9 protein-coding genes are annotated in these 22,010 nt (G+C 58.8%); 2 read left to right on the forward strand and 7 right to left on the reverse strand.

Annotated elements, in window-relative coordinates; translation table 11 throughout:
• Positions 1-101 precede the first annotated feature (101 nt).
• Genes AB4O22_RS19105 through AB4O22_RS19115 form a run of 3 tightly spaced genes read right to left on the reverse strand, consistent with a single transcriptional unit; the run spans position 102 to position 14,439 of the window.
• Positions 102-386, reverse strand: a complete 285-nt coding sequence (locus AB4O22_RS19105) for a hypothetical protein (protein WP_223472343.1) — start codon at positions 384-386, stop codon at positions 102-104.
• Positions 383-12,709 carry a two-partner secretion domain-containing protein gene (locus tag AB4O22_RS19110; protein ID WP_460096957.1) on the reverse strand — a complete coding sequence of 4,109 codons (12,327 nt, stop codon included), beginning with the start codon at positions 12,707-12,709 and terminating at the stop codon, positions 383-385. The genes AB4O22_RS19105 and AB4O22_RS19110 overlap by 4 nt, the downstream gene beginning before the upstream one ends.
• Positions 12,710-12,732: 23 nt before the next feature.
• The gene (locus tag AB4O22_RS19115) at positions 12,733-14,439 is read right to left on the reverse strand and encodes a ShlB/FhaC/HecB family hemolysin secretion/activation protein (protein WP_460096958.1); all 1,707 of its coding nucleotides are present in this window, start codon (positions 14,437-14,439) and stop codon (positions 12,733-12,735) included.
• Positions 14,440-14,662: 223 nt separating this feature from the next.
• Between AB4O22_RS19115 and AB4O22_RS19120 the strand changes: the two genes are divergently transcribed.
• The gene (locus AB4O22_RS19120; protein ID WP_223470750.1) at positions 14,663-14,938 is read left to right on the forward strand and encodes a hypothetical protein; all 276 of its coding nucleotides are present in this window, start codon (positions 14,663-14,665) and stop codon (positions 14,936-14,938) included.
• A 235-nt stretch (positions 14,939-15,173) separates the two neighbouring features.
• On the opposite strand, the gene AB4O22_RS19125 is transcribed toward AB4O22_RS19120, so the two are convergent.
• Entirely contained in the window at positions 15,174-16,520 is a 1,347-nt protein-coding gene (locus AB4O22_RS19125) for a DEAD/DEAH box helicase (RefSeq protein WP_460096960.1), read from the reverse strand.
• A 193-nt stretch (positions 16,521-16,713) separates the two neighbouring features.
• Here AB4O22_RS19125 and AB4O22_RS19130 point away from each other — a divergent pair, with 193 nt between their 5' ends.
• The gene (locus AB4O22_RS19130; RefSeq protein WP_069971078.1) at positions 16,714-18,012 is read left to right on the forward strand and encodes a mechanosensitive ion channel family protein; all 1,299 of its coding nucleotides are present in this window, start codon (positions 16,714-16,716) and stop codon (positions 18,010-18,012) included.
• A gap of 111 nt (positions 18,013-18,123) precedes the next feature.
• On the opposite strand, the gene AB4O22_RS19135 is transcribed toward AB4O22_RS19130, so the two are convergent.
• From AB4O22_RS19135 to AB4O22_RS19145, 3 genes are all read right to left on the reverse strand, one after another.
• Positions 18,124-18,990: a carboxylate/amino acid/amine transporter gene (locus tag AB4O22_RS19135; protein WP_460096962.1), complete on the reverse strand. Its 867-nt coding sequence runs from the start codon at positions 18,988-18,990 to the stop codon at positions 18,124-18,126.
• A gap of 142 nt (positions 18,991-19,132) precedes the next feature.
• A complete protein-coding gene (locus AB4O22_RS19140) occupies positions 19,133-21,001 on the reverse strand; it encodes an ATP-binding protein (RefSeq protein ID WP_460096964.1) in 1,869 nt (622 codons plus the stop codon).
• Between the two features lie 299 nt (positions 21,002-21,300).
• Positions 21,301-21,900, reverse strand: coding sequence for an FMN-dependent NADH-azoreductase (locus AB4O22_RS19145; protein ID WP_003198927.1), 600 nt, complete (start codon positions 21,898-21,900; stop codon positions 21,301-21,303).
• Between the last annotated feature and the right edge of the window lie 110 nt (positions 21,901-22,010).

The following is a 22,010-nucleotide window of genomic DNA, read 5'->3' on the forward strand; positions in this document are numbered from 1 at the left end:
CAGCGGGATACTTTCAAATGTCTGCCCAAACAGGTCTTCAACCGAACTGAGCTTGGGGGGGCTTATTGCATCAGGGATAACCTGGCCCGTCCCTTTTGTACCTAATCAGAATTTATGGCTACTTTAAATTTACACCACAATGGAAACTCGCCAGAAAACACAAAAAAATCATCAACATATTGCAAGCCCAGTGCCTCTAAGCGTCGAGTAAGCTCATCCGTCGCCTCTCCTCCAAAACAGGGTCCAAAGGAAACCAAATCAGCACTTATATCAAGTGGCGCATCAAACTCAAGCACCGCTGACAACCTATCAACATCTATAAATTTAGATGCCAACTCTTGCCGGCGAATAACGATCCCATACTCAACAACACTAATAAAACTCACGGTGTTACTCCTGGAATTTTTATACCATCAGGCATATTAATCTTAACGTTGTAAATAGGTGAACTCTGATTGGGTTGAAAAATTTGCCCCCACTCCGGCTTCCCACCCTGACTGATAGCCTTCTCTGGAACGGCAAAGTCTATACGAATAGGACCAGTCCCGCCTGGCTTAGCCGCACCCGGAGCCGTCACGTAAACACGTCCACCAGCTCCAACGCCATTGGGAATAGCCGTCCCTCCATTTTGCATCCACTGAGAAACCTCTTCAGGGGAAACCCAGCGGGATACTGGTGTATATCCAGGGGGCAATGGGCCTTCTGCTGCACCTGGACCACGGGGCGTGATAACTCTGTAATTTGATCCGAGATCACTAATTAGTGGCGCTGGCTGAGGTGAACTAGGAAGCGCTGCTTTTGCACCTGAAGCGCGATTTGCGAGGCTTTCAAGTAACTCACTGGCTTCCTGCGCCTTGCCATCTTTGAGCAGTTGCTTGCTCTTACGCAACCCCAGCGCGAAGGCATCACCAACGCCAGGAACCACGCCTATCGACGCAAAAATATAGTCCCATGCGTCCTCGGCTTCTGCAAAGGCCTTTACATCGCCCACGCCCGGCGCCAGGTCAGTTCCTATCGAAAATAGGCTCTTGCTGATGCTAGTCGAAATTTGCCGAATGACTGCATCGTCGAGCATTTTGATGCTGCGCAACTCACCCTGAATCGTGAAGTTCATCAAGTCTGGGTCTTTCAAAGCTTGCTGCATCTGTTCTTGCGCTTGCGAGGTATTCTGATGCCTCAACAAGTCAAATCGAGCTATCTGGGCCTCTGTCCGTGCGGTGGTACAGGCAGAGCTTGTTGCTGCTCCGTCACATGCAGCCCAAACAGCCATGTCACGATTCACGTCCAGCTGATTGAGTTCATCCCTGCGAGCACAAGCTTTCTGATCTCCTGCCTTACAGCCTTTAATGGCCTCGAAACGCTCAGAGTTCTCCGTATGATTTAAAAAGTTGTTCTGAGTAGCATTAGCCGCAACCGTAGCGGCGATGGATGGATCACCTCCAGTTGCTACCGTGGTCAGCACGCCTACAAGCTCTGACGCGGCCAACAGTTTGCTGACGCCTTCCTGGTACTCCAGGCTATTTTTACTTACACCTTTCGGTAATAACTTGTCCGCGAGGAAATCTACCAGTACCTCATTCGCGCCCGCCGCAATTGCCCCCGAACGGAAGTCCCCTCCCATCGCCTCGGCCATCAACCCACCCAAAGCCGCATGCATTACGACTTTGGAAAGTTTTCCGTCGCTGAAGGCGGTGATATCACCAATTTTATTGGCCGAAACAGCCCCACCAATGCTGATGGCCGAACCCAACGCAGAAGCCACCAGGTTGTCCTTGAGGCTCCCCCCCATAATTGCTGTCTTGGCCGCAGCGTCAGCTGCCACTTTGAGAGCCACGCTCTGTGCGCTGGCGAGATCAAACTTCAGTGTCGTAGGGTTAAATCCGAACTGCGATGCGATCCCCGCTGACGCGCCCGCCAGCACATATCCCTTCAGGCTGTCGGAAGAAAAGACGTCTTTGGCTATAGCCCCCAAATTACCTTGGTTGTTGATAGCGCTGACTGCCGCACCGCTGGCCATAGAGGTCAGCGCAGCGGAGGCCATTATGTTCCCCAGCCCTGCCCCAACAGTGGAACCAACGGCAGCTCCCCCCGTCAGCGCTGCACCGGATGCGACCCCACTTGCCGCCATCGCCGTGCCTGAACCCGCCGTCGCACCGGCCGCTGTTCCCACCGCCGCGCTTGCCGTGCCGGCCGTCAGAACAGTGACGATAATAATCACCGCCAGCATCGCCGCCGGCCCCATGCCCGAGCTGCTGTATTTGAACGATTCGTGGGTTTCCTTGATCAGTTGCCAATCCACATCGCCACGCGCCTCGGCCTCCTTGAGCCAGGCTAGACCCGGGTCGGCCTTGACCATGGCGTCGATGGTCTGGCTGACGGTGTTCTTGTTGATGTCCTTGATGTCGATGTTCAAGCCGTTGACGGCGTTGATAACCAAGTCGCCCTGGGCAATCAGTTGGCTTTGACGCAAGGTCTCATCGGTGTTGCCGCGACCCTTGGCAGAGTTCCAGGTCATGCTGTTGCGGCTTTTCTGATGGCTTTCCTGGTGAAGGTCCTTTACGCCTTCAAAAGTAATGGCGCCGCCGCTACTCAGCTTGATGTCCTGAGCGCTTTCAAGCTTGGCAACTTGATAGCGTTGGTCGCCACCGCTGAGGACCGTCAGATCACCACCGGTGCTGATCTCGGTACCAACGTTGGTTACATGAGTAACTTCATCGCGCTGGGTTTTCTTGCTGCCCCAGCCGCCTTTTTTCTTCATGTCATACAACGAGTAATCGCTGTTCTGGGCGGCAAGCAATTCCACTTTCCCTACCGCCATCAGATACGCTTCGTCCCCCGCTGTTATCCGGCTGGACACCAACGTCATGTCACCGCCAGCCTTAAGCGAAACGTCGCCTCCTGCGTCCACGGTGGCGGCAACCTGATCGACGTTGTCCGTCTGACGGGTTGTCTTGCGAACCTTGGAATAGCTATGGCTCTCATCCGCATCGGAAGACAGCTGCAGATCTTCGACTGCGGTCATTGACACATCGCGCTTGGCAGAGATGTCACTGGCAACCACGGCGATGTCACGCCCACTCTTCAGCGTCAGGTCTCGCCCAGCCTCAATGCTGGCGCTATGCTGCGTGATCGTTTCGCTGTTAAAGCGTGGTTTTTGTCCAGAGTTGCGCTCTTCCACGGCAAGGACGTTGATGTCACGCGTGGCATCGATGTAAGTATCGCCACCGCTTTTCATTACCCCGGTATTGATGGCATCACGGCCGGCTGAGATCGTCAGTTCGTTGGCGGCTTCAATGCGCGCGGCGCTGTCAATGTAATCGCGGTGGAGCGTTGTGTTGGTATATCGTGAGTCCTGAGCCGTCACGGTGCGCTCGTTAATCACGTCGCCACTGACCGCAACCAGATTCACATCACGCCCGGCGACAATCCCCCCAGCCTTGTTTACCAGGTTATTGCCGGCCAGCAGGTCCAATCGATTCCCCGCTTCCACCAGTCCGCTATTGACCAGATCGTTGCCGGCAGTAGCAGAGAGGTTGTTACTGGCTCGCAGCGTCCCGGCGTTGATCAGGTCCTTACCTGCGATCAACGTTACATCCGAGCCTTGGATCAATGCCCCGTTAGCGGCCAATCGGTTATCGGCGTTGGCCATGTATAGCACCGGTACCAACACCTTTTCGCCATTCACTTCATGTTCTTCGAGCCAGACGATGTCGTGGGTCAGAGCGGCGACTTGTTGCGCCGTAAGGGTGACACCTACCGACAAGTTGAGGACATCCTTGCTGGCGATGGCGTTGTTCATCAGGTACTTGAACATCGCCTCGTCGGAGGTCTGACCGTCGATGAAACGTTGTCCGGTGCGAGCGACAACCGCTTGCTGGATCAAACGTTGTTCGTAAAGCCCGTCACCCAGGCGCTTTTGACTCTCGTCGGGGTTGTAACCCAGGTTGGAGAGCAAATAGTCCGAGCTCATGAACTGTTTCAACTCGGTCAGCACCGGGTTGGTTTCGATGAGGTATTTCTGTGGGTTGGTTTTGAACGAGGTGTCCGGCAAACCCTGAACCCGCGCGAGTGTCTGACTGGCTACTGTATTGCCCACGAACGGGACGACATTGGTCGTCTGATTTACGCTGGGGCCCGAACCGCTGTTGCGGCTGGGCATCGGAAGGGAATGGCCATCGTTTTCGACGGGCGCGCTGACATCGAGCGCACTAGCGTTCACATTACCGTTGTTGGTTTGACGACTGATCAGGGCCAGTTGCCGATCAGTGGCTGCCACCGGGGCGACAGCACCGACCTGGACGCTACGAGCCTGAGTTTCAGGCAAATTTTGTTGACGCTGGGCAGCGCCGATCGAGGCACTGCCCATGTTCCAGTTTTGCGGCCCAACGCTAGTCGGGGTTACCTGTTGAGCCGACCCACCCTGCCCGCTCAAGCGAAACAAGCCGTTTTGCCCCGTCGGCAAGACGAAGCCTGGCAAGCTCAACGGGTTGACTTGTTGCTTGGAAAGATCAGGCGGTAGCTGACTGTTTAGATGCACCAGTAGCGGCTTGCCGGTACCGCCCCCAAGCGTGTTTTGCCGACGGTCCACGCCCGTACTGAACGCATAATCTTCGTGTACGACGCTGTTGGTAAGGGTTTGCGCAGCATTGATGCTGACTTTGCCACCCGCCTGGACGATTGCTGATTGAACAGCTCCGCCGTCCCGGGAAACCTCCACATCGCTGCTCACGTTAAAGCGGGTGAGTTCGGCAGGCAGAGGCAGCAGATTGTTGGGGTTGTATTCGGAAGTCTCATAACGCTCGGGCTTATGCCATGCGCCATACCCCAGCAGTTTTTGCTTGGTTACGCTGTCCACCAAGATCATGCGCTCTTCTTCACTACCTTTCTGTTGATACTTCTCCATGGCGTAGTCGGTAGTACGGAACTGACCGGCATTATCGATGTAGTGAAACGTCAGCGGCCCGTTATCGTTGCGCTTGTTGAACTCCCACATCGCCCCTAGGGCAAATCGATTGTGCGTACCGTCGGTAATCCCCGGCGCGCTGAAAATCCGTGTGCGCTCAATGGTCCCACCGGCTGCACCGATATTGCTGAAGTTGTTGGCAGCGATAGTGATGTTGCGAGCCGCCGTCACTTCGCTGCGGCTGTTGAGGAAATCCCCACCACTGAATGTGAAGTTACCGCCGGCGGTTAGCTTGGCCGTTGGAGATTGGTCGACCACCGACCCTTCGTAGATTTCACGCAGCCCATAATCGACGTAATAGGTATCTCCTCTGCAATCGTTGCAATGCACGGCAATGAACGATGAGATTAACTTGCGGGAGACTTCGAATTTTTCACCACGGTTGTTGAGAGTGGTGGCATTGATAGACATGTCCTCGACGCTTTCCATGACCCCGGAAATATTCTCGAGGACGCTGGTCCGCGCCGCGCCGTTGTAGCCTTTAACGTCAAGATCACCCAGGCTGTAGAAGTCGCCATAGCTGTTGGTCGCGTTGCCAACTTCAAGGGCCATGTCCTGACCGCTGAAAATCAGGCCATGATCGTTCATCAATGAAGGAGTTTTAACCCTCAACGATTGTGCGCTACCCAAGGTACCCGTGTTGTTCAGGCTTCCAGCTCCAACAGTCAGGTTCGCATTGGAAGTCAGTCGCCCGGCATTGGTCAGTTGTCCGGCGATGTTTACCGTAGAGTCACCGCCACCGGCGATGCTGGAGGCCGCGTTCAGATTCAGTTGCGCGGCAGTCAAGGCAAGGCCACCAAGGCTCGACATACGCCCATTGCCACCGTAGTTGCCGCCCAACGTGAGACTGATGGAGCCATCACTGGCAATCAGGCCGTCGTTGCTCCAGTTCCCCCCACTGCCCACCAAACTGGTGAATGCCAACAATTGCCCGGTGCTGGTCTGGCTCAGGTTATTGACGTTGACGGTCAGCCGCCCCGCCTGGATCACGCTGCTGTTGGTCCAGTTGTCGGCCGTAAGCGTCAGCCCGCCGCGCGTAACGACGCTGCCACCGGCATTGGTGATGTTGGCCGTGGAGATATCAAAGGTGCCGCTGCCTACGTGCAATAAGCTGCCGCCCAGATTCTGGAAGCTCGCGGCATTGAGGGTCAGGTCACTGTTGGCGGTTTCCAGGGTGCCGTTACGGTTATCGAACAGCCCACCAATCTGGAAGTTGGTCTTGCCACCGCTACCCAACGCACGCAACTGCCCCGTCTGGTTGTCCAGGCTCGCCGCCTTGACCGCCAGGGTGCTGTCACTCTCAATAATACCCAGGCGGTTGTTCAGCGCGCCGGTCAGGTCCAGGTCTATCTGGCTGCCCGCGATCTGGCCGTCGTTGTCGCCGCTGTTATCGAAGTCGTTACCGGTGACGTTGACCTTGCCTTTGGCGTACAGGCCGCCGTTGCGGTTGTCGAAGTTGCGGGTGACGACGATGGCATCGCCGGTTTGCGCCGAAATGCGTCCGCCATAGTTGTCGAGGCCGCCCCGGGCGGTCAGGTTCAGGCGCTGGGCCTGGGTGATGCCACCTTGGCGGTTGTTGTTCAGGTCGTAGCCGTTTTTCAGCACGCCGGTCAGTTGCGTGGTGAGCAAACCTTGCAGGCTGGCGAGCACGCCGCCACGGTTATCGAGATGGCGACCCGTTATGGTCACATCGCCGGCCTTGGCTTGGATTCGACCGCTTTGGTTATCGATGTCCGTATCGACGGTGAGTTTCAAATCCCCTTGGCTTTGCACTACACCCTTGCCGTTGGTAAGGCTGGTCGCGTCGATGTCCACGCCGCCGTTCTGGCTGTAGATCAAGCCATCGACGTCGTTCTGGACTGCGCCGGAGGTATTCAAGACCAACAAATCATTGGCCGCGACGGTGCCGCGGTTGCGGTTATCCAATCCCCCGGTGAGCAAGGTCAACAAGCCCTGGCTGGCGATCTGGCCGCCCTGGTTATTGATCTGCGTGGCGTGCTCGACCCGCAGTGGGCCGACGCTGGCGACCTTGCCGTTGGTGTTGGTCAGGGCGCCGAGCAGGTCCAGGGTCACGGCCGCGTTGCCGATCAGGTTGCCGCCATTGTTGTCCAGTGTGGTGCCGGTGAAGTTCAGCGCGTTTTGGGCGTTGACGGTGCCGCCAGCGTTACCCAGGGTCATGGCCTTCATGACCAGAGTCGCGCCGCTGTCGATCAAGCCGCCTTGGGCGTTGTTCAGCACACCGCCGGTGACGGTCAGAGTCTGGTCGCTGCCGCTGGACAGAATCCCGCCACGGTTATCCAGGCTGGCGGCGCTGACGGTGAGGTTTTTCTGGCCGACCAGCGCACCGCCAGCGTTGTTGAGCAGTGCCCCGCTGAGGGTGACGCCGACGTCTCCATTGCGGCTGGAGAGTGTGCCGTTGTTGCGGTTATCAAGACTGGAACCAGTGACCTGCAGCCCTTGCCAACCAGAGATCAGGCCGTTCTGATTGATCAGGCTGGTGGCGTTGAGGGTAAGCAGGTCGCTGCTGATCAGCTTGCCGCCCGTGTTATCGAGGATGCGTCCTGCCAGGGTGAAGCTCTGGCTGCTGGAAACTTCACCGCCCTGATTATTCAGGTCGCGCAGGCCGTTGATGGTCAACGGACCTTTAGCGGTGATCAGGCCATTGCGGTTGTTCAGGTCATGGTTGCCCAGGTTCAGCGTGACGGCTTGATCGCCCAGCAGGCGCCCGCCGTTTTGGGTCAGCGCGGCGAGGGTCAGGTTCATATCGCCCTTGGCCGACACTTCGCCGCCGTCGCTGGAGTCCAGCGCATTGGCAGTGAGCGTAAGGTCACCCTGGGCATTGATCAGGCCGTTGGCGCCGTTGTTAAGCGCCATGGCATTGAGAAGCAAGGTTCCGCCCGCCAGCACGCTGCCGCCCTGGTTGTTCAGGTCGCCGCTGTTGAGCGTGAGCAACTGCGCGGCGCTGATGAGACCTTGGGCCTGGTTATCCAGTTGCTGATCGATCGTCAGGACGAGGTTGCCACGGCTGGTGAGCGTGCCGCCGTTGTTGTTCAGGCTTTGGGCGTGGGTATCGACGCTGGCTGCGCCGATCATGCCTTTGACGTTGTTCAGCGCCTGGGCGATGCGCAGGGTCAGGCCCTGGTTGCTGAGCAGCCGGCCACCATCGTTGTTGAGGTTTGCAGCGGCCAGGGTGAGGGCTTGGGCGCTGGAAATTTCGCCGCCCTGGTTGTTCACGCCGTTGAGGTTTTTCAGCAGCAACACGCCGGGGGCGTTGATCAAGCCGCTCTGGTTGTTGAGCTGGCCGTTGTTCATGTCCAGGCTCAACGACGTGTTGCTGAACAATTGACCGCCCTGTTGATCCAGGCCGGCAACCGACGCGGTCAACGCGCCTTGGCTGCCGATGCGACCTCCCTCCTGGTTGTTGACCTGGGCGGCGGTGAGGTTCAGCGTGCTGCCACTGTTGAGCCGTCCTTTCTGGCTGTTGTCGAACGCACCGGTGGTGACGTTTACCGCGCCTTTAGCGCTGATGTTGCCCTGCTGACGATTGTCCAGTGCCGTGCTGGTGAGCAGCAACGCGCCGTCGGTGACCAGTTCGCCACCCTGATTGTCCAGACGCCCCAGGCTGTGCACGGTCAGGTCCGCCGCGCTGGACAGGCTGCCGCCAGTGTTGGTCAGATTGGCGGCGCTGACATTCAGCGTGCCTTCGCTGCTGAGTTGGCCCTGGGTGTTGAGCAGATCGCGGCTCAGGTTGATGCGCTGGTTCTGCTGGCTGATCAGGTAACCGCCGCTGTTGTCCAGGGACCCGCCATCGAGGCTTAGCTGAGTCTTGGCACTGAGCAGGCCCTTGGTGAGGTTGAGCAGCTTATCGACCGTCAGTTTCAGCGACTGCCCGGCAAATACCTGGCCGCCGTCGCTGTTGTCGAGATTCTGGCTGATCAGCGTGACGTCTGCGTTGCCCGACAGCTCACCGCCACGGTTGTCGAGATCGTCAACGTCGAGATCCAGCGCTTTTGTCGCGCCGATCAAACCGGCCTGACGGTTGTCGAGGCTGGCGGCCTTCAGCGTCAGGGCGTCGGTGCTGATCAGCGTGCCCTGGCGGTTATCGAAGCTGTCGAGGGTGGCATCGAGCCCGGTCTTGCCGGCGATATTCCCGGCACGGTTGTCCAGGTGATCGGCAACCAGCAGCAGCGCACCATCGGCAATCAACGAGCCGCGCTGGTTGTCGAGCACGGTTGCAACATTCAGGTCGAGGCGGTCACGGCTGCTGATCAGGCCATCGCGGTTGTCCAGGCTGTCGCTGCGACTGTCCACCGAGGCCGCCGAGATGGCACCTCGAACGTTGTTCAGCACTTGGGCAACTCTGAGCACCAAGCCCTGGTTACTCAGCAATTTCCCGCCACTGTTATCCAGGTTTTGCGCCAACAGAGTGAACGCTTGCTGGCTGGAGATTTCCCCGCCCTGGTTGTTGACGTCCTTGAGGTTGCTCAGCAGCAACGCACCCGAGGCGTTGATCAAACCGCCCTGGTTGTTCAACTGACCGTGGTTCAGGTCCAGGCTCAGGCCGGTGTTGCTGAACAGTTCACCTTGCTGTTGATCCAGCCCGGTGACCGACGCGGTCAGGGCTAGGCTGCTGGCAATACGGCCTGCGGCGTTGTTCACCTGCGTGGCGTTGAGCGTGAGCGTAGTGCCCGAGGTCAGGCGCCCGCCCTGGCTGTTGTTGAGGGCGCCGGTGGAGACCTGGGTCGCGGCCTTGCCCGAGATCAGGCCCTTTTGGCTGTTGTCCAGGCTGGCGCTTTCGAGGGTCAACGCGGCGTCGGTGCTGATGGAGCCCCCCTGGTTGATCAACGCGCCAGCACTGATGATCGACAACAGAGCGGCGCTGCTCAGGCTGCCCGCGGTGTTATCGAGGCTGCCTGCGTCGACACTCAACTCGCCTTCACTGCTGATCAAGCCTTTGTTGTTCAACAGTGCGTTATCGAGGGTGATCACCAGGCCGTTGAGGCTGTTGAGCACGCCTTCGCTGTTGTCCAGCGTGGTGCCGCTCAGGGTCATTTGGCCTTGGGCATGGAGCAGCCCTTTGCTCTGGTTGATCAGCTCAGCGACTGTCGCTTCCAGGTCAGTGCCGGCGATGAGTTTGCCACCCTCGCTGTTGTCCAGGCGCTGGCCGCCCACCTTAAGGCCAAGACCTGCGGAGAGTTCGCCCGCGCGGTTGTCGATCTGCCCGACCTGCATATCCAGCGCTTTTGTGGTGCCGACCAAACCGCCGTTGCGGTTATCGAGCGTCTTGCCGGTCAGGCTCAAATTGCCTTGGGCCACCAGCGAACCGCCCTGTTGTTGCAGGGTATCGATCACGGCGGTGAGGTCGGTTTGGCTGGAGATACGACCGAGGCCGTTCTGCACTTCAGCGGCCTTCAACGTCAGCGGGCCAACGCTGGTCAGCAGACCCGCGCTGTTGTCCAGGCGCGAGCCTTCGAAGTTGACGCTGCTTTTGCCCGTGATGATGCCGTTATCACGGTTATCCAGCTGATCGACCGTCAATTGCAGCGCCTTGTCGGCGCGGATGCTCCCGCCACGGTTGTCGAGCGAATCGCTGTGCAAGGTCAGCAGGTCGTTGCCGGCCAGGCGACCACTGCGGTTGTAGAGGCTGCCGGTTTGCAGGTCAATTACGCCTTTGGCAACCACTTGGCCTTGGTTCTGATTGTCCAGCAAACCGCTGATGCGCGCGCTCAGGGTGCCGTCGCTGATCAATTGGCCGCCGTTGCTGTTGTTCAGGCTGGCCGCCTTGATATCCACAACTTTGCCCGAGCCGAGCACGCCTTTGCGGTTGTCCAGCGCGTCGCCAAGATCAATGCTCAAGGCGCTGTCGCCCAGTACCTGGCCGTTGCTGTTATTCAGGGCCATCGCGCTGAGCCGGGTCAGGCCCGCGCTGGAAATCTCGCCATCGAGGTTGGTCAGCGTGCCGCCGACGTTTACGCTCAGGTCCGCATCGCTGCCCAGGTTGCCGCCGCTGTTGTCCAGGCTGGCTGCGTTGAGGGTCAACAGGCCAGCCGATGACAACAACCCGGCCTGATTGAGTAACTGCGTCGAGATGCTGGCGGTGAGCGCTCCGTCGCTGAGCAATCGGCCTGCCGCGTTGTCCAGTGACGCAGCGGTCAACTGAACGCTTTTGCTGGCGGAAAGGCGCCCACTCCGGTTGTTCACCTGGCCGCTGGCGTTGATGTCGAGCCCTTGGCCGGCCGCCACCAGACCTGCCACGTTATCCAGCGAGACAACGCGCAACGTGACGTTACTCAAGCTGTTGAGTCCGCCGCTGCTGTTGTTCAACTGCCCGATATTGGCCGTCAGGTTGCCATTGCTGCTGACTACGCCTTGGGCGTTGAGCAGCTTATCGGCGGTGATGTTCAGCGCACCGCTGCTCAACACGCGGCCTTTATTCTGGTTATCCAGCGTCCCGGCGTTGACCGTAGCGGTTTGCCCGGCACTCAGGGTCCCGCCCTGGTTATTCAACGCCTGCGCCACATTGGCCGTCAGGTTACGACTGGCAACGATGCTCTTACCGTGGTTATCGAGCGTATTCGCAGTAACGCTCACATCCCCCGAAGCATTGCGCGTGTTATCCGCGTTCACCCCGGCTTCAATAATGCCGTTGTTGCTCAACTGCCCACCCGCGTTCAGCGTGATGCCATCCCGCGCCGCGAGGGTTTGTTGGTTAGTCAGATTGCCCTGGGTCTGGGCGTTCAGGGTCGTGCCGGCATAGACCGCTCCCCGCGCATCGAGGCTCGCGGCTTTGACATTGACCGCGCCCGTGGCCGAGGTATCGACCATGCTCAAATGACCATTGGCATCGAGCTGGATGTCGCCGCCGCTGGCGATCAACTTGCCGTCCAGCTTCACGCCAACGCCGGCCTCGGTGCCCACCAACTTGATGGCACCTGCGTACATACCGCCCAAGGCCGAGGAGTCGATAGCCAGTTCTGGTTTCGCACTGCCGTCATCGGCGCGGGCGGTGGCATTGAGGGTGTCGGCATTGACGTCATTGCGCCCGGCGATGATGGTCAGGTTCTTAGCCTGGATCTCGGCGTTGATCTTGGCGCTGCGGGTGATGATTTCGAAGTGATCGACGTTATTCGCGTTCAGGCCCGCGCCTTCAATCGTGACGCTGCCCTGGTCCACCTGATAGCGACTCAACTGGCCGTTTTCCACCACCGGTTTGCCGGTGCTCAAGGTCACTTTCGGACTGTTGATGAAGCCGCAGCCGTTGCAGGTGATGCCGTAGGGGTTGGCAACGATGACATGAGCCGACTGCCCCGCCACTTCGGTGTAGCCGCGCAACTGACTGGGGTTGCCGCCGCTGACTTCGTTGAGGATGGTGGTGGCGGCTGAACCCTGGAGGTTCGGGTTACCGAGGATGATTCCGCCCAGTTGCGTGGACTGGGTGCGGGCGGTGGCGTTGTTGAGGATCACGCCGTTGCTGCCGACGTTGTAATCCTGGAACTGGTTATGGGACAGGCCGCTGCCGTTAGGTCGGGCGATGTTGACGATGGGTACGCCATTGCCCGCCCGGTCCAGGCCGGTGCCCGGTGCGCTGACCACAATGCCTTCGGCCTGGGCCCACATGGGCTGCCAGAACATGACGTTGGCCAGCAGGAACGCCAGGCCGCGCTTGGGCATGCCGAGAAACCGCTCGCGGTTTTTCAGGGCAGCGGAAGGTTGGCAGGCCAGGAAGGCGTATTGGCGGTCGTCCATGATCGGGTCTCGTTACTGCAGCGTTAAATAGATACATCCACGCGGAAGTAGATCGGCGCTTCGCGCTCGGTCAGGGCATCCGGGCGTTCCAGGGAGTGGGCGAAGGTGACGCTGGCGTTCAGGTGTTCACCACGAGCGAACAGCTCCAGCGAGTTGCTCGACATGCGCCCGTGCTGGTCGCCGTTGTAGCGATCCCCACGAATCACGCCCTGGTCATAACCGAGGCTGGTGCCGTATTCGGCGAATACCGGGCGCAGCCATTCCAGCGTCACCGGGCGACTCCAGCGCAAGTCGTTGCGCCAGTAACCGCCGCTGTCGCCGGACAGCGACTGATCCTTGTAGCCACGAATCGACGATTGCCCGCCCAGGCTCATACGCTGGGGGCTGAACAGCACGTCTTCACTGCGCTGGCCGGTCATCAGGCTGCTGAAGCTGAAGGATTCGCCCCACACCTGGAACGGTTGCAGGTAGCTGGCGGTGGCGGTGTATTTGCGGTAGCGGGCATCGGCCTGGCCGGGACCCGGATCGTTGTCGCCCTGGGCATCGAAGGCGCCGATACCCTCTTGCAGGCCCAGGTCGAGGTTGACGAAAGCATTGCCAACCCGCCGGCCATGGTTGATGCCGAACAGGGCTTCGCTGAGGCGATTGCTGCTTACATCGAGCTTGCTGTCTTCGATGAAGTTGTTGGTGCGCAGGTACGAAAGGCCCGTGTTGAGGGAGGTCTTGCTCAGGGCATCACGGTGGATCACCCGCTCGACCCGCAACTGATGGTTCTGGCTGTCGCCGGTCTGCTTGAAGTTGAAACCGTTGGCCGGGATCTGCGAGCGGTACTCGCTCTGGCTGTAGGTGTAACTGACGTTCCACCAGCCAAACGGCAGGTTGTAATAGAGCATGGCGTTGCGGGAGGTGTGCTGGTGGTCGGTCATCGCGTCGTGACCGCCGCGCAACATCAACTGATCGGCCAGGCCCAGCGGGCTGTCCCACTCGAAACTGCTGCCCCACTGCTGCTCGCCGGTGCTGCGCTGGCCGTCGTTGCTGCGCGACAACCCGGCGCGCCAAGGCTTTTTCGGTTCGTTGGTAACGCGCATCTCACTGCCACCGACGTTCTGGCCGGGCGTCAGCTCCATCTTTGCCTGGTTCGACGGCAGGCGATTGAGCTGATCGACCATCTGCTCGATCTGCCGCAGGTTGACCAAGTCACCGGCCTGGCCGGGAAAGGCCATCGCCAACTCGCGGTCCGACAGTTTGCTGTTCTCGGCGCCCTTCAGGCCTTCCAGCCGCCCTTCCACCACCAGCACTTGCAGCTGACCGCTGGAAAGATCCTGCTGCGGCAGATAGGCGCGGCTGGTGACCAGGCCTTTTTCGATGTAGTGGTCGGTGATGACCTTGAGCAACTCGTTGAGCTGCGGCACACCCAGGCATTGGCCGATGTAGGGTTTGAGCAGGCGCTCGCGCTCGCCGGCGGAAAGACTGTCGGCGCCCTTGAGCTCGATGGTCTTGATAGGGAAGCAACGGGTATCGGCCGGTGCGGTCGGCTGGCTCGGCTTCGCCTCCTTGCCGGGCAAGTCCTTGAGTTCCTCCAGGCGCCGGCGCTGCTCTTCGAGCAAACGGTTCTGGCGCTCGCGAATCAGATCCGTGTCGCCAGGCGTGGGGGCGGCGTGAGCCAGGGTCAGCGGAGAAAGGCACAGCAAAGCCACGCACAACCTCGCCCAAAAGGCGGGTGAGGACATGTTCGATCCCTCGAGAAAAATGACATCAAAATAGTGGCGCGATACTAAAGAGCCATCATTTTGGCGTCAACTAAATGGATGGGGGCTTTGAAGCTATTGCGGGAACCATTCATCTGAAACCAGGGGGGCGGGGGATTGGCAGGCCACAGGCCCGCAAATGAACTTTCCCCCCAACCCCAGCCTCAACCCATTACCTGCCCAACAAGGAATCTGAGGCCCTGCCATGAAAACCCTCTTGAAACTCACCCTCGCCGCCACCCTCACCTGCGCCCTGCCCGCCTGGGCCACTTGTACGCCTGAGGAAGCGACTGCCAAGCGCGAACAACTGGCAAATGAAGTGACCAAACTCACCGAACAGAACCCGGCCAAGGCCAAGGAAATCAACGATGAGTTGCAGGCCATGGACCTGGAGACTGCCAGCAAGGATGTGCCGGATAAGTGCCAGCTGATTGATAAGCGCCTGGAAGAGCTGAAGAACGCGGAGAAGAAAGCGGGATGATTAGCCACAGCCGAGCCCAACCCGCTTTTGTGGCGAGGTTATTTGTGGGAGCAAGGTTTGCCCGCGATGAAGGCGATGCGGTCTTTCAGAAATCGAGGCGCCTGTGTCGCGAGCAAGCTTTGCTCCCACAAATTCCCATCGCCACAGGGGCCCTGCGCTGGACTTGAGTTTGAGTACTCACCCATAAAAAAACCGGACCCAAGGTCCGGTTTTTTCATACAACGCTAACGCTGACTTACTCAGCCGCCGGCGCCTCTGGCTTGCGGCGCTTGAGTGGGGCCATGCCGTCCTTGCTGACCAGCGACGGGGCGTCGGTCTTCGGGCGGTTGGCGGTCTTGCGTTTGGTCGGGGCCTTCGCGCCGGCCTTCTTCTTGTCGCCCTTGGCGTCGACCTTTTTCTTCTTCACACCAACGGCCTTGCCCGACGCCTTGACCTTTTTCGGTCCGCCGTACGTGCCTTTGACTTCCTTGATAGTGCGACGCTCGAAGCTCTGCTTGAGGTAGCGCTCGATGCTCGACATCAGGTTCCAGTCGCCGTGGCAGATCAGCGAGATCGCCAGGCCGTCGTTGCCGGCACGACCGGTCCGACCGATGCGGTGCACGTATTCATCACCGCTGCGGGGCATGTCGAAGTTGATGACCATGTCCAGGCCATCCACGTCCAGGCCACGGGCAGCAACATCGGTGGCGACAAGGATTTTCACGCCGCCCTGCTTCAGGCGGTCGATAGCCAGCTTGCGGTCCTTCTGGTCTTTCTCGCCGTGCAGCACGAACGCCTTGTATTCCTGGGCAACGAGGCGACCGTAGATGCGGTCGGCCATGGCCCGGGTGTTGGTGAAGACGATGGCTTTTTCGTAGGTCTCGTTGGCCAGCAACCAGTTGACGATCTGCTCTTTGTGCTGGTTGTGGTCAGCGGTGATGATCTGCTGGCGGGTGGTGGAATTCAGTTGGCTGACCGCGTTGAGCTGCAAGTGCTCAGGGTTGTTCAGCACCTTGGCGATCATCTCGCGCAGGCCCGAGCCGCCGGTGGTGGCGGAGAACAGCATGGTCTGCTGACGGTTTGTGCATTCGTCCACCAGACGCTGCACGTCCTCGGCAAAGCCCATGTCCAGCATGCGGTCGGCTTCGTCCAGCACCAGCACTTCGACTTCCTTGAGGTCGAGGTTGCCAGCGTTCAACTGCTCGATCATCCGCCCTGGGGTGCCGATCAGAATGTCCGGCACCTTGCGCAACATGGCGGCCTGGACCTTGAAGTCTTCGCCGCCGGTGATCAGGCCGGACTTGATGAAGGTGAACTGCGAGAAGCGCTCCACTTCCTTCAAGGTCTGCTGGGCCAGTTCACGGGTTGGCAGCAGGATCAGGGTCTTGATGCTGACGCGGACCTTGGCTGGGCCGATCAGGCGGTTGAGGATCGGCAGCACGAACGCGGCGGTCTTGCCGCTGCCGGTTTGCGCCGTCACCCGCAGGTCACGCCCCTGGAGCGCGAGCGGAATAGCCGCTGCCTGCACCGGCGTTGGCTCGACAAATTTAAGCTCGGCCACGGCTTTGAGCAGGCGTTCGTGCAGGGCGAATTGGGAAAACACGGGTGCTACCTCGAAGAAATGCAAAAAAACAGCTGCATAGGGTAACGGTTTCGAGCGCGAAGGCCGAGTTTCTTTATACAAACGGCGGTAAATCAGTGCATTTTTATCAGCCGTTATTGCATCAACGGTCACTTGACCGGGCTTAAATGCTCTAATCGCACCGTCGCGTCTTTATAGAAGAACCGTTTCGTCCATGGACATCAAACAACTCTGGGTCAACCTCCAAGACCTCTGGGGTGCCCTTGACCAGCACCCGATCCTGCATTCCAGCCTAGCCCTGATGTTGCTGCTGGTCATCGCCCTGGTGCTTGGCCGTGTGGCGCGCTACCTGATCCTGCACGCTGCCAAGTTGCTGGGGCGCCAACCGGCCTTGAACTGGGTCAATGACCTGCGCCAGAACAAGGTCTTTCATCGCCTGGCGCAGATGACGCCGTCGCTGATCATCCAGTTCGGCCTGCACCTTGTGCCGGAGCTGAGCAAGACCAGCATGATTTTCCTGGGCAATGTCGCCCTGGCTTTCACCATCCTGTTCATGGTGCTGAGCCTCAGTGCCCTGCTCAGCGCCATGCTGGATGTCTACGCCCGCACCGAGCATGCACGTACCCGCTCGATCAAAGGCTACGTGCAACTGACGAAGATGGTGCTGTATGTGTTTGGCGCGATCATCATCGTTGCCACCCTGATCGACCGCTCGCCGCTGTTGCTGTTGTCGGGCCTGGGTGCGATGTCGGCGGTAATCCTGTTGGTCTACAAGGACACCCTGCTGTCGTTCGTCGCCAGCGTGCAATTGACCAGCAACGACATGCTGCGGGTCGGCGACTGGATCGAGATGCCCCAGGTCGGCGCCGACGGTGATGTGGTGGACATCACACTGCACACGGTCAAGGTGCAGAACTTCGACAAGACCATCGTCTCGATCCCCACATGGCGCCTGATGTCCGAGTCGTTCAAGAACTGGCGCGGCATGCAGCAGTCCGGCGGGCGGCGGATCAAGCGCAGCCTGTTCATCGACGCTAGCGGCGTGCGATTCCTGCACGACGAGGAAGAACAGCGCCTGACCCAGGTGCGCCTGCTGACCGACTACATCGGCCGCAAGCAGGCCGAACTCAAGGCCTGGAACGAGGCCCAGGGCAACGTCGCGGCGATGTCGGCCAACCGTCGGCGGATGACCAACCTGGGCACCTTCCGCGCTTATGCATTGGCGTATTTGAAAAGCCACGCAGAGATCCAGCCGAACATGACCTGCATGGTCCGGCAGTTGCAGACCACCGCCCAGGGCATCCCGCTGGAAATCTACTGCTTCACCCGCACCACAGCGTGGACCGACTACGAACGTATCCAGGGGGATATTTTCGATTACCTGCTGGCGGTGATGCCGGAGTTCGGGTTGAACCTGTACCAGCAGCCGAGCGGCACGGACCTGCGTTCGGGGCTGCTGCCGGCGGTGCTGGGGGCGAGCCACCTGCCGGAGCCGCAGAAGCAGGTGGTCTAAAGCCAACCCCCATTCCCCTGTGGGAGCGAGCTTGCTCGCGATAGCGGTGTGTCAGAAACATAGATGCTGACTGATACTCCACTATCGCGAGCAAGCTCGCTCCCACAGTGTTCAGGGCGAAGGCTGAGGTTGGCGTACCCCCAACCGGCTGATCCACACCGCCGCCAATATCACCGACCCACCCAGCAGCAACCGCCCCAGTGCCTCGTGCTGGTTCCAGATCAGCAGGTTCACCAGTAGCCCCACCGGCACATGCAGGTTATTCATCACCGCCAGCGTACCGCCATTGACCAGGCACGCGCCCTTGTTCCACCAGTACAGCCCCAACGCGGTGGAGACCAGGCCGAGGAACACCAGCACGCCCCATTGCAGCGGCGCTTCAGGCCAGAAGTTGGTCTTGCCGAACAGCAGGAAAGCCGGCAACGCCACCATCAGCGCACCAAGATAGAAATAACCGAAGCGCCGGTAATGCGGCAGGTCGCTCGGGTGGCGGGCCACCAGGTGTTTGTAGAGCACCTGACCAGCCGCATAAGTGAAGTTGGCCAGTTGCAGCAGCAAGAAGCCCATGAAGAAATCCGGGTTGATCCGGTCGTAGCGAATCACCGCCGCACCGACCACGGCCACCAGCGCCGCAATCAGCGCCCAGGGATTGAAGCGACGGTTCAGCGCGTCTTCGATCAAGGTCACGTGCAGGGGCGTCAGGATGGTGAAAAGCAGCACCTCGGGCACCGTCAGCACTCGAAAGCTCAGGTACAGGCAGACGTAGGTCACGCCGAACTGCAAGGCGCCGATCAACAACATGCCGCGCATGAACACCGGCTCCACCTGGCGCCAGCGCGTCAGCGGAATGAACACCAGCCCGGCCAGCAACACCCGCACCAGCACCGCGAAATAACTGTCCACATGCCCGGCCAGGTACTCGCCGATCAGGCTGAAGGAAAACGCCTGGATCAATGTCACAAAAAGTAGATAGCCCATACCGCCCCTCGTTTCGAATGGCGGCGAAGATAGCGGTTTTGAACGGTGGGAGCGAGCTTGCTGGCGATGGCGGAGTGTCAGTCAGCCTCTGTATTTCTGACCCACCGCCATCGCCAGCAAGCTCGCCCCCACAGATTCCCCGCTAACTTGGAATTTCATCCACGACCCAAGAAGTGGCCTGAGGCTGGTGCCGATGGCTGGCGGCACGCTGAAGCACTCGGGTCAGCGCCTGGAAGTTTGCCGGTTTGGTCAAGATGTCATCGGCACCAGCAGCCCTGAAACGCTCTATCTCGCGGGAAAAAACACTCGCGGTGAATGCGACGATGTAGCAAGTATCACCCTGGGGCAATTCGCGGATCCTACGCACAGCCTCCATCCCATCCATCACGGGCATGTTGATATCCATCAGAATGATCGCTGGCATCGAAGCCATGCAACGATTGACCGCCTCCAGGCCATCTGACGCAAGGTCGGGTGCATAACCCAACTCTTGTAGCATCGCCATGGCCACTTTCTGGCTCACCGGATGGTTCTCCACCAGAAGGATATCGAGCGGATAATCCTCGGCAAAAGACGAGTCGAAGCCAACCGCCGCATGATCATCCTTGATGGGTATTTCCGAGACTGAAAAAAGCGCCAGGGGGAGAGAGAAGGAGAATGTCGAGCCGACACCAGGCTCGCTGGTGAACGATAAAGTCCCCTGCTGCGCCTCAAGCAGGTTCTTACAGATGGAAAGACCCAACCCACTCCCAGTGAAGCGTTGACTGGCCGGCCCTTTGAACTGGGCAAAGGGCTTGAACAGATTGTCTTGCTGTTCCGTGGGGATACCGATGCCGGTATCGCGTATGGAGAAGTCGAGCCACGCTTGGGAGCCGTAGCCGCTGGTGGTGACCAGGAGCGATATTTTTCCGACTTCGGTAAATTTGCCCGCATTGCCCAGCAAGTTGATCAATATCTGGCGAAGGCAATCCATATCGGTTTTGACCAAAGGCGGTACGTCCGGGGAAAACTGCGCCTCCAGCACGATGGGTTTGTCCTGGATATTTTGTCGGATTAGTTCCATACAGGATGAAACCAGTGCTCTCACTTCGAAAACACGAGGTTTCAATTCAAGTTTGCCTGCTTCGATCTTGGCAAGGTCGAGAATGTTATCGATAAGAGACAGCAGGGTCCGTCCACTGGAATGAATCGTTGTAAGAAGACGGCGTTGCTCGGGATCCAGGGCAGACCGGGCCAGTAATTCGGTCGCACCAATGACACCGTACATCGGGGTGCGAATTTCATGACTCATGGTTGCCAGAAAGCTGGTTTTTGAACGATCAGCGTCCTCGGCGGCATTTTTCGCCTGATTCAATACCTGCTCATTGACCCGCAATTGCTGCAGATGAGTGCGCATGCGCAAAAGGAGGAGAGCGAGAAATACCAGGATGGCCAGGATGATGTGGTAAAGGGAGTCATGATTAAGTTGTTGGTAGTAGTCCGCCAAGGTAATTTCCGCCCCGACAACATACACCGTACCGTCTTGTGATTTTAACGGGACAAAGACCGCGCGAAAATCACCCCAATGATCCGAATAGTCGATCCAGGTTGGCTCGGTGCGCTTAAAACTATCGAGTAAAGCCTGGCTGGCATCGGGATAAGGGTCGAAAAAACGCACGAAATTCTTCTCTTGAATTTCTTTTTTCGATGCACTGGAACTGATCAGGTAGGCCTTTGCATCTCGCTTGATCACGCTATAGACAAAAGCAGTACCCATGGACTCGTTGAAGCCGGAAAGCCGCTGGATGGTATCCCAGTCCTGCGCTTGCGATTTGGATTGTTTATCGACCAGGTTGTCATGGTAACGGTCGCCGAGGATGGCTGAAGCGCCCAGCGCGGCATGCAGCAATTTATTATTGATGTTGTCAGTGAGGACGCTTTGCGTCTCGACATAGAGGTAGTAGATATAGCCACTTGCCCCTATGAGATAGGCCAGGAATAAAGCCCATGTTTTCCGTCTGACTTTGAACATATCACAGTCTCCCTACTGTAATTGCGCGCATAAATTACCACAGCAGGCATCGAGAGACTTGCCAAATCCGGGAGAAGCCTGGGCCTGCACATCTTCCACCCCTCAAGGCTTTAAGGGCCGCTCATCTTAAAGGATCGTTGTTTCCATTTCCCCAAAAAAAAGCCCGATCTCGCTAACGCGTTCAATCGGGCTGATGCACTCAGGAGCAATAAGTGCAAAGGGAGGTTCGATGCGCAAAACGGTTTGAAGGGAAGCGCCAAGTCACTAGACCACCTGGCGATTATCCGAGGATTAACGGATCAGGCGACCTGCGCCAGTTTGGCGTTGGCCTGATTCAGGCCTTTCTCCTGGAAGTCGCCGCCCAGGTTCATGCCCTCGGCATGGATGAAGGTCACGTCGTGGATCCCGATGAAGCCCATCACTTGGCGCAGGTAGGGTTCTTGATGGTCAGAGCTGCCGCCAGCGTGAATGCCACCACGGGCGGTGAGCACGAAAGCGCGCTTGTCGGCCAGCAGGCCTTGAGGACCGGTGGGGGTGTATTTGAACGTCACGCCGGCACGCAGCACGTGGTCGAGCCAGGCTTTCAGGGTGCTGGGGATGGCGAAGTTGTACATCGGCGCAGCCATCACCAGTACGTCGGCGGCCAGCAGTTCATCGGTCAGTTGGTTGGAGCGTTCCAGCGAGGCGTTTTCAACGTCGCTGCGCTGCTCGGCCGGCTTCATCCAGCCCCCCAGCAGATTGGCATCCAGATGCGGCACCGGATTGATGGCCAGGTCGCGAACGCTGATTTCGTCGGCCGGGTGCGCCGCTTTCCACTGGCTGATAAAGGTCTGGGTCAGTTGACGGGACACCGAGTCTTGCTGGCGGGCACTGCTTTCGATGATCAGAACGCGGGACATGGCTTGTAGGCTCCATCTGAGAATGTTGTCAGTCGATGGAGTGAAGATTAAACGCGAGCATATCGATGAAAAAGCGCAAATAACTGCTGTAAAGCATCGATAAATTCGTT

Source organism: Pseudomonas sp. S3_B11, from assembly GCF_054667715.1.

Coding starts and splice junctions, on each gene's coding strand:
- AB4O22_RS19110 (WP_460096957.1), bottom strand. CDS start 12,709: ATGGACGACCGCCAATACGCCTTCCTGGCCTGCCAACCTTCCGCTGCC.
- AB4O22_RS19115 (WP_460096958.1), bottom strand. CDS start 14,439: ATGTCCTCACCCGCCTTTTGGGCGAGGTTGTGCGTGGCTTTGCTGTGC.
- AB4O22_RS19120 (WP_223470750.1), top strand. CDS start 14,663: ATGAAAACCCTCTTGAAACTCACCCTCGCCGCCACCCTCACCTGCGCC.
- AB4O22_RS19130 (WP_069971078.1), top strand. CDS start 16,714: ATGGACATCAAACAACTCTGGGTCAACCTCCAAGACCTCTGGGGTGCC.
- AB4O22_RS19135 (WP_460096962.1), bottom strand. CDS start 18,990: ATGGGCTATCTACTTTTTGTGACATTGATCCAGGCGTTTTCCTTCAGC.
- AB4O22_RS19140 (WP_460096964.1), bottom strand. CDS start 21,001: ATGTTCAAAGTCAGACGGAAAACATGGGCTTTATTCCTGGCCTATCTC.
- AB4O22_RS19145 (WP_003198927.1), bottom strand. CDS start 21,900: ATGTCCCGCGTTCTGATCATCGAAAGCAGTGCCCGCCAGCAAGACTCG.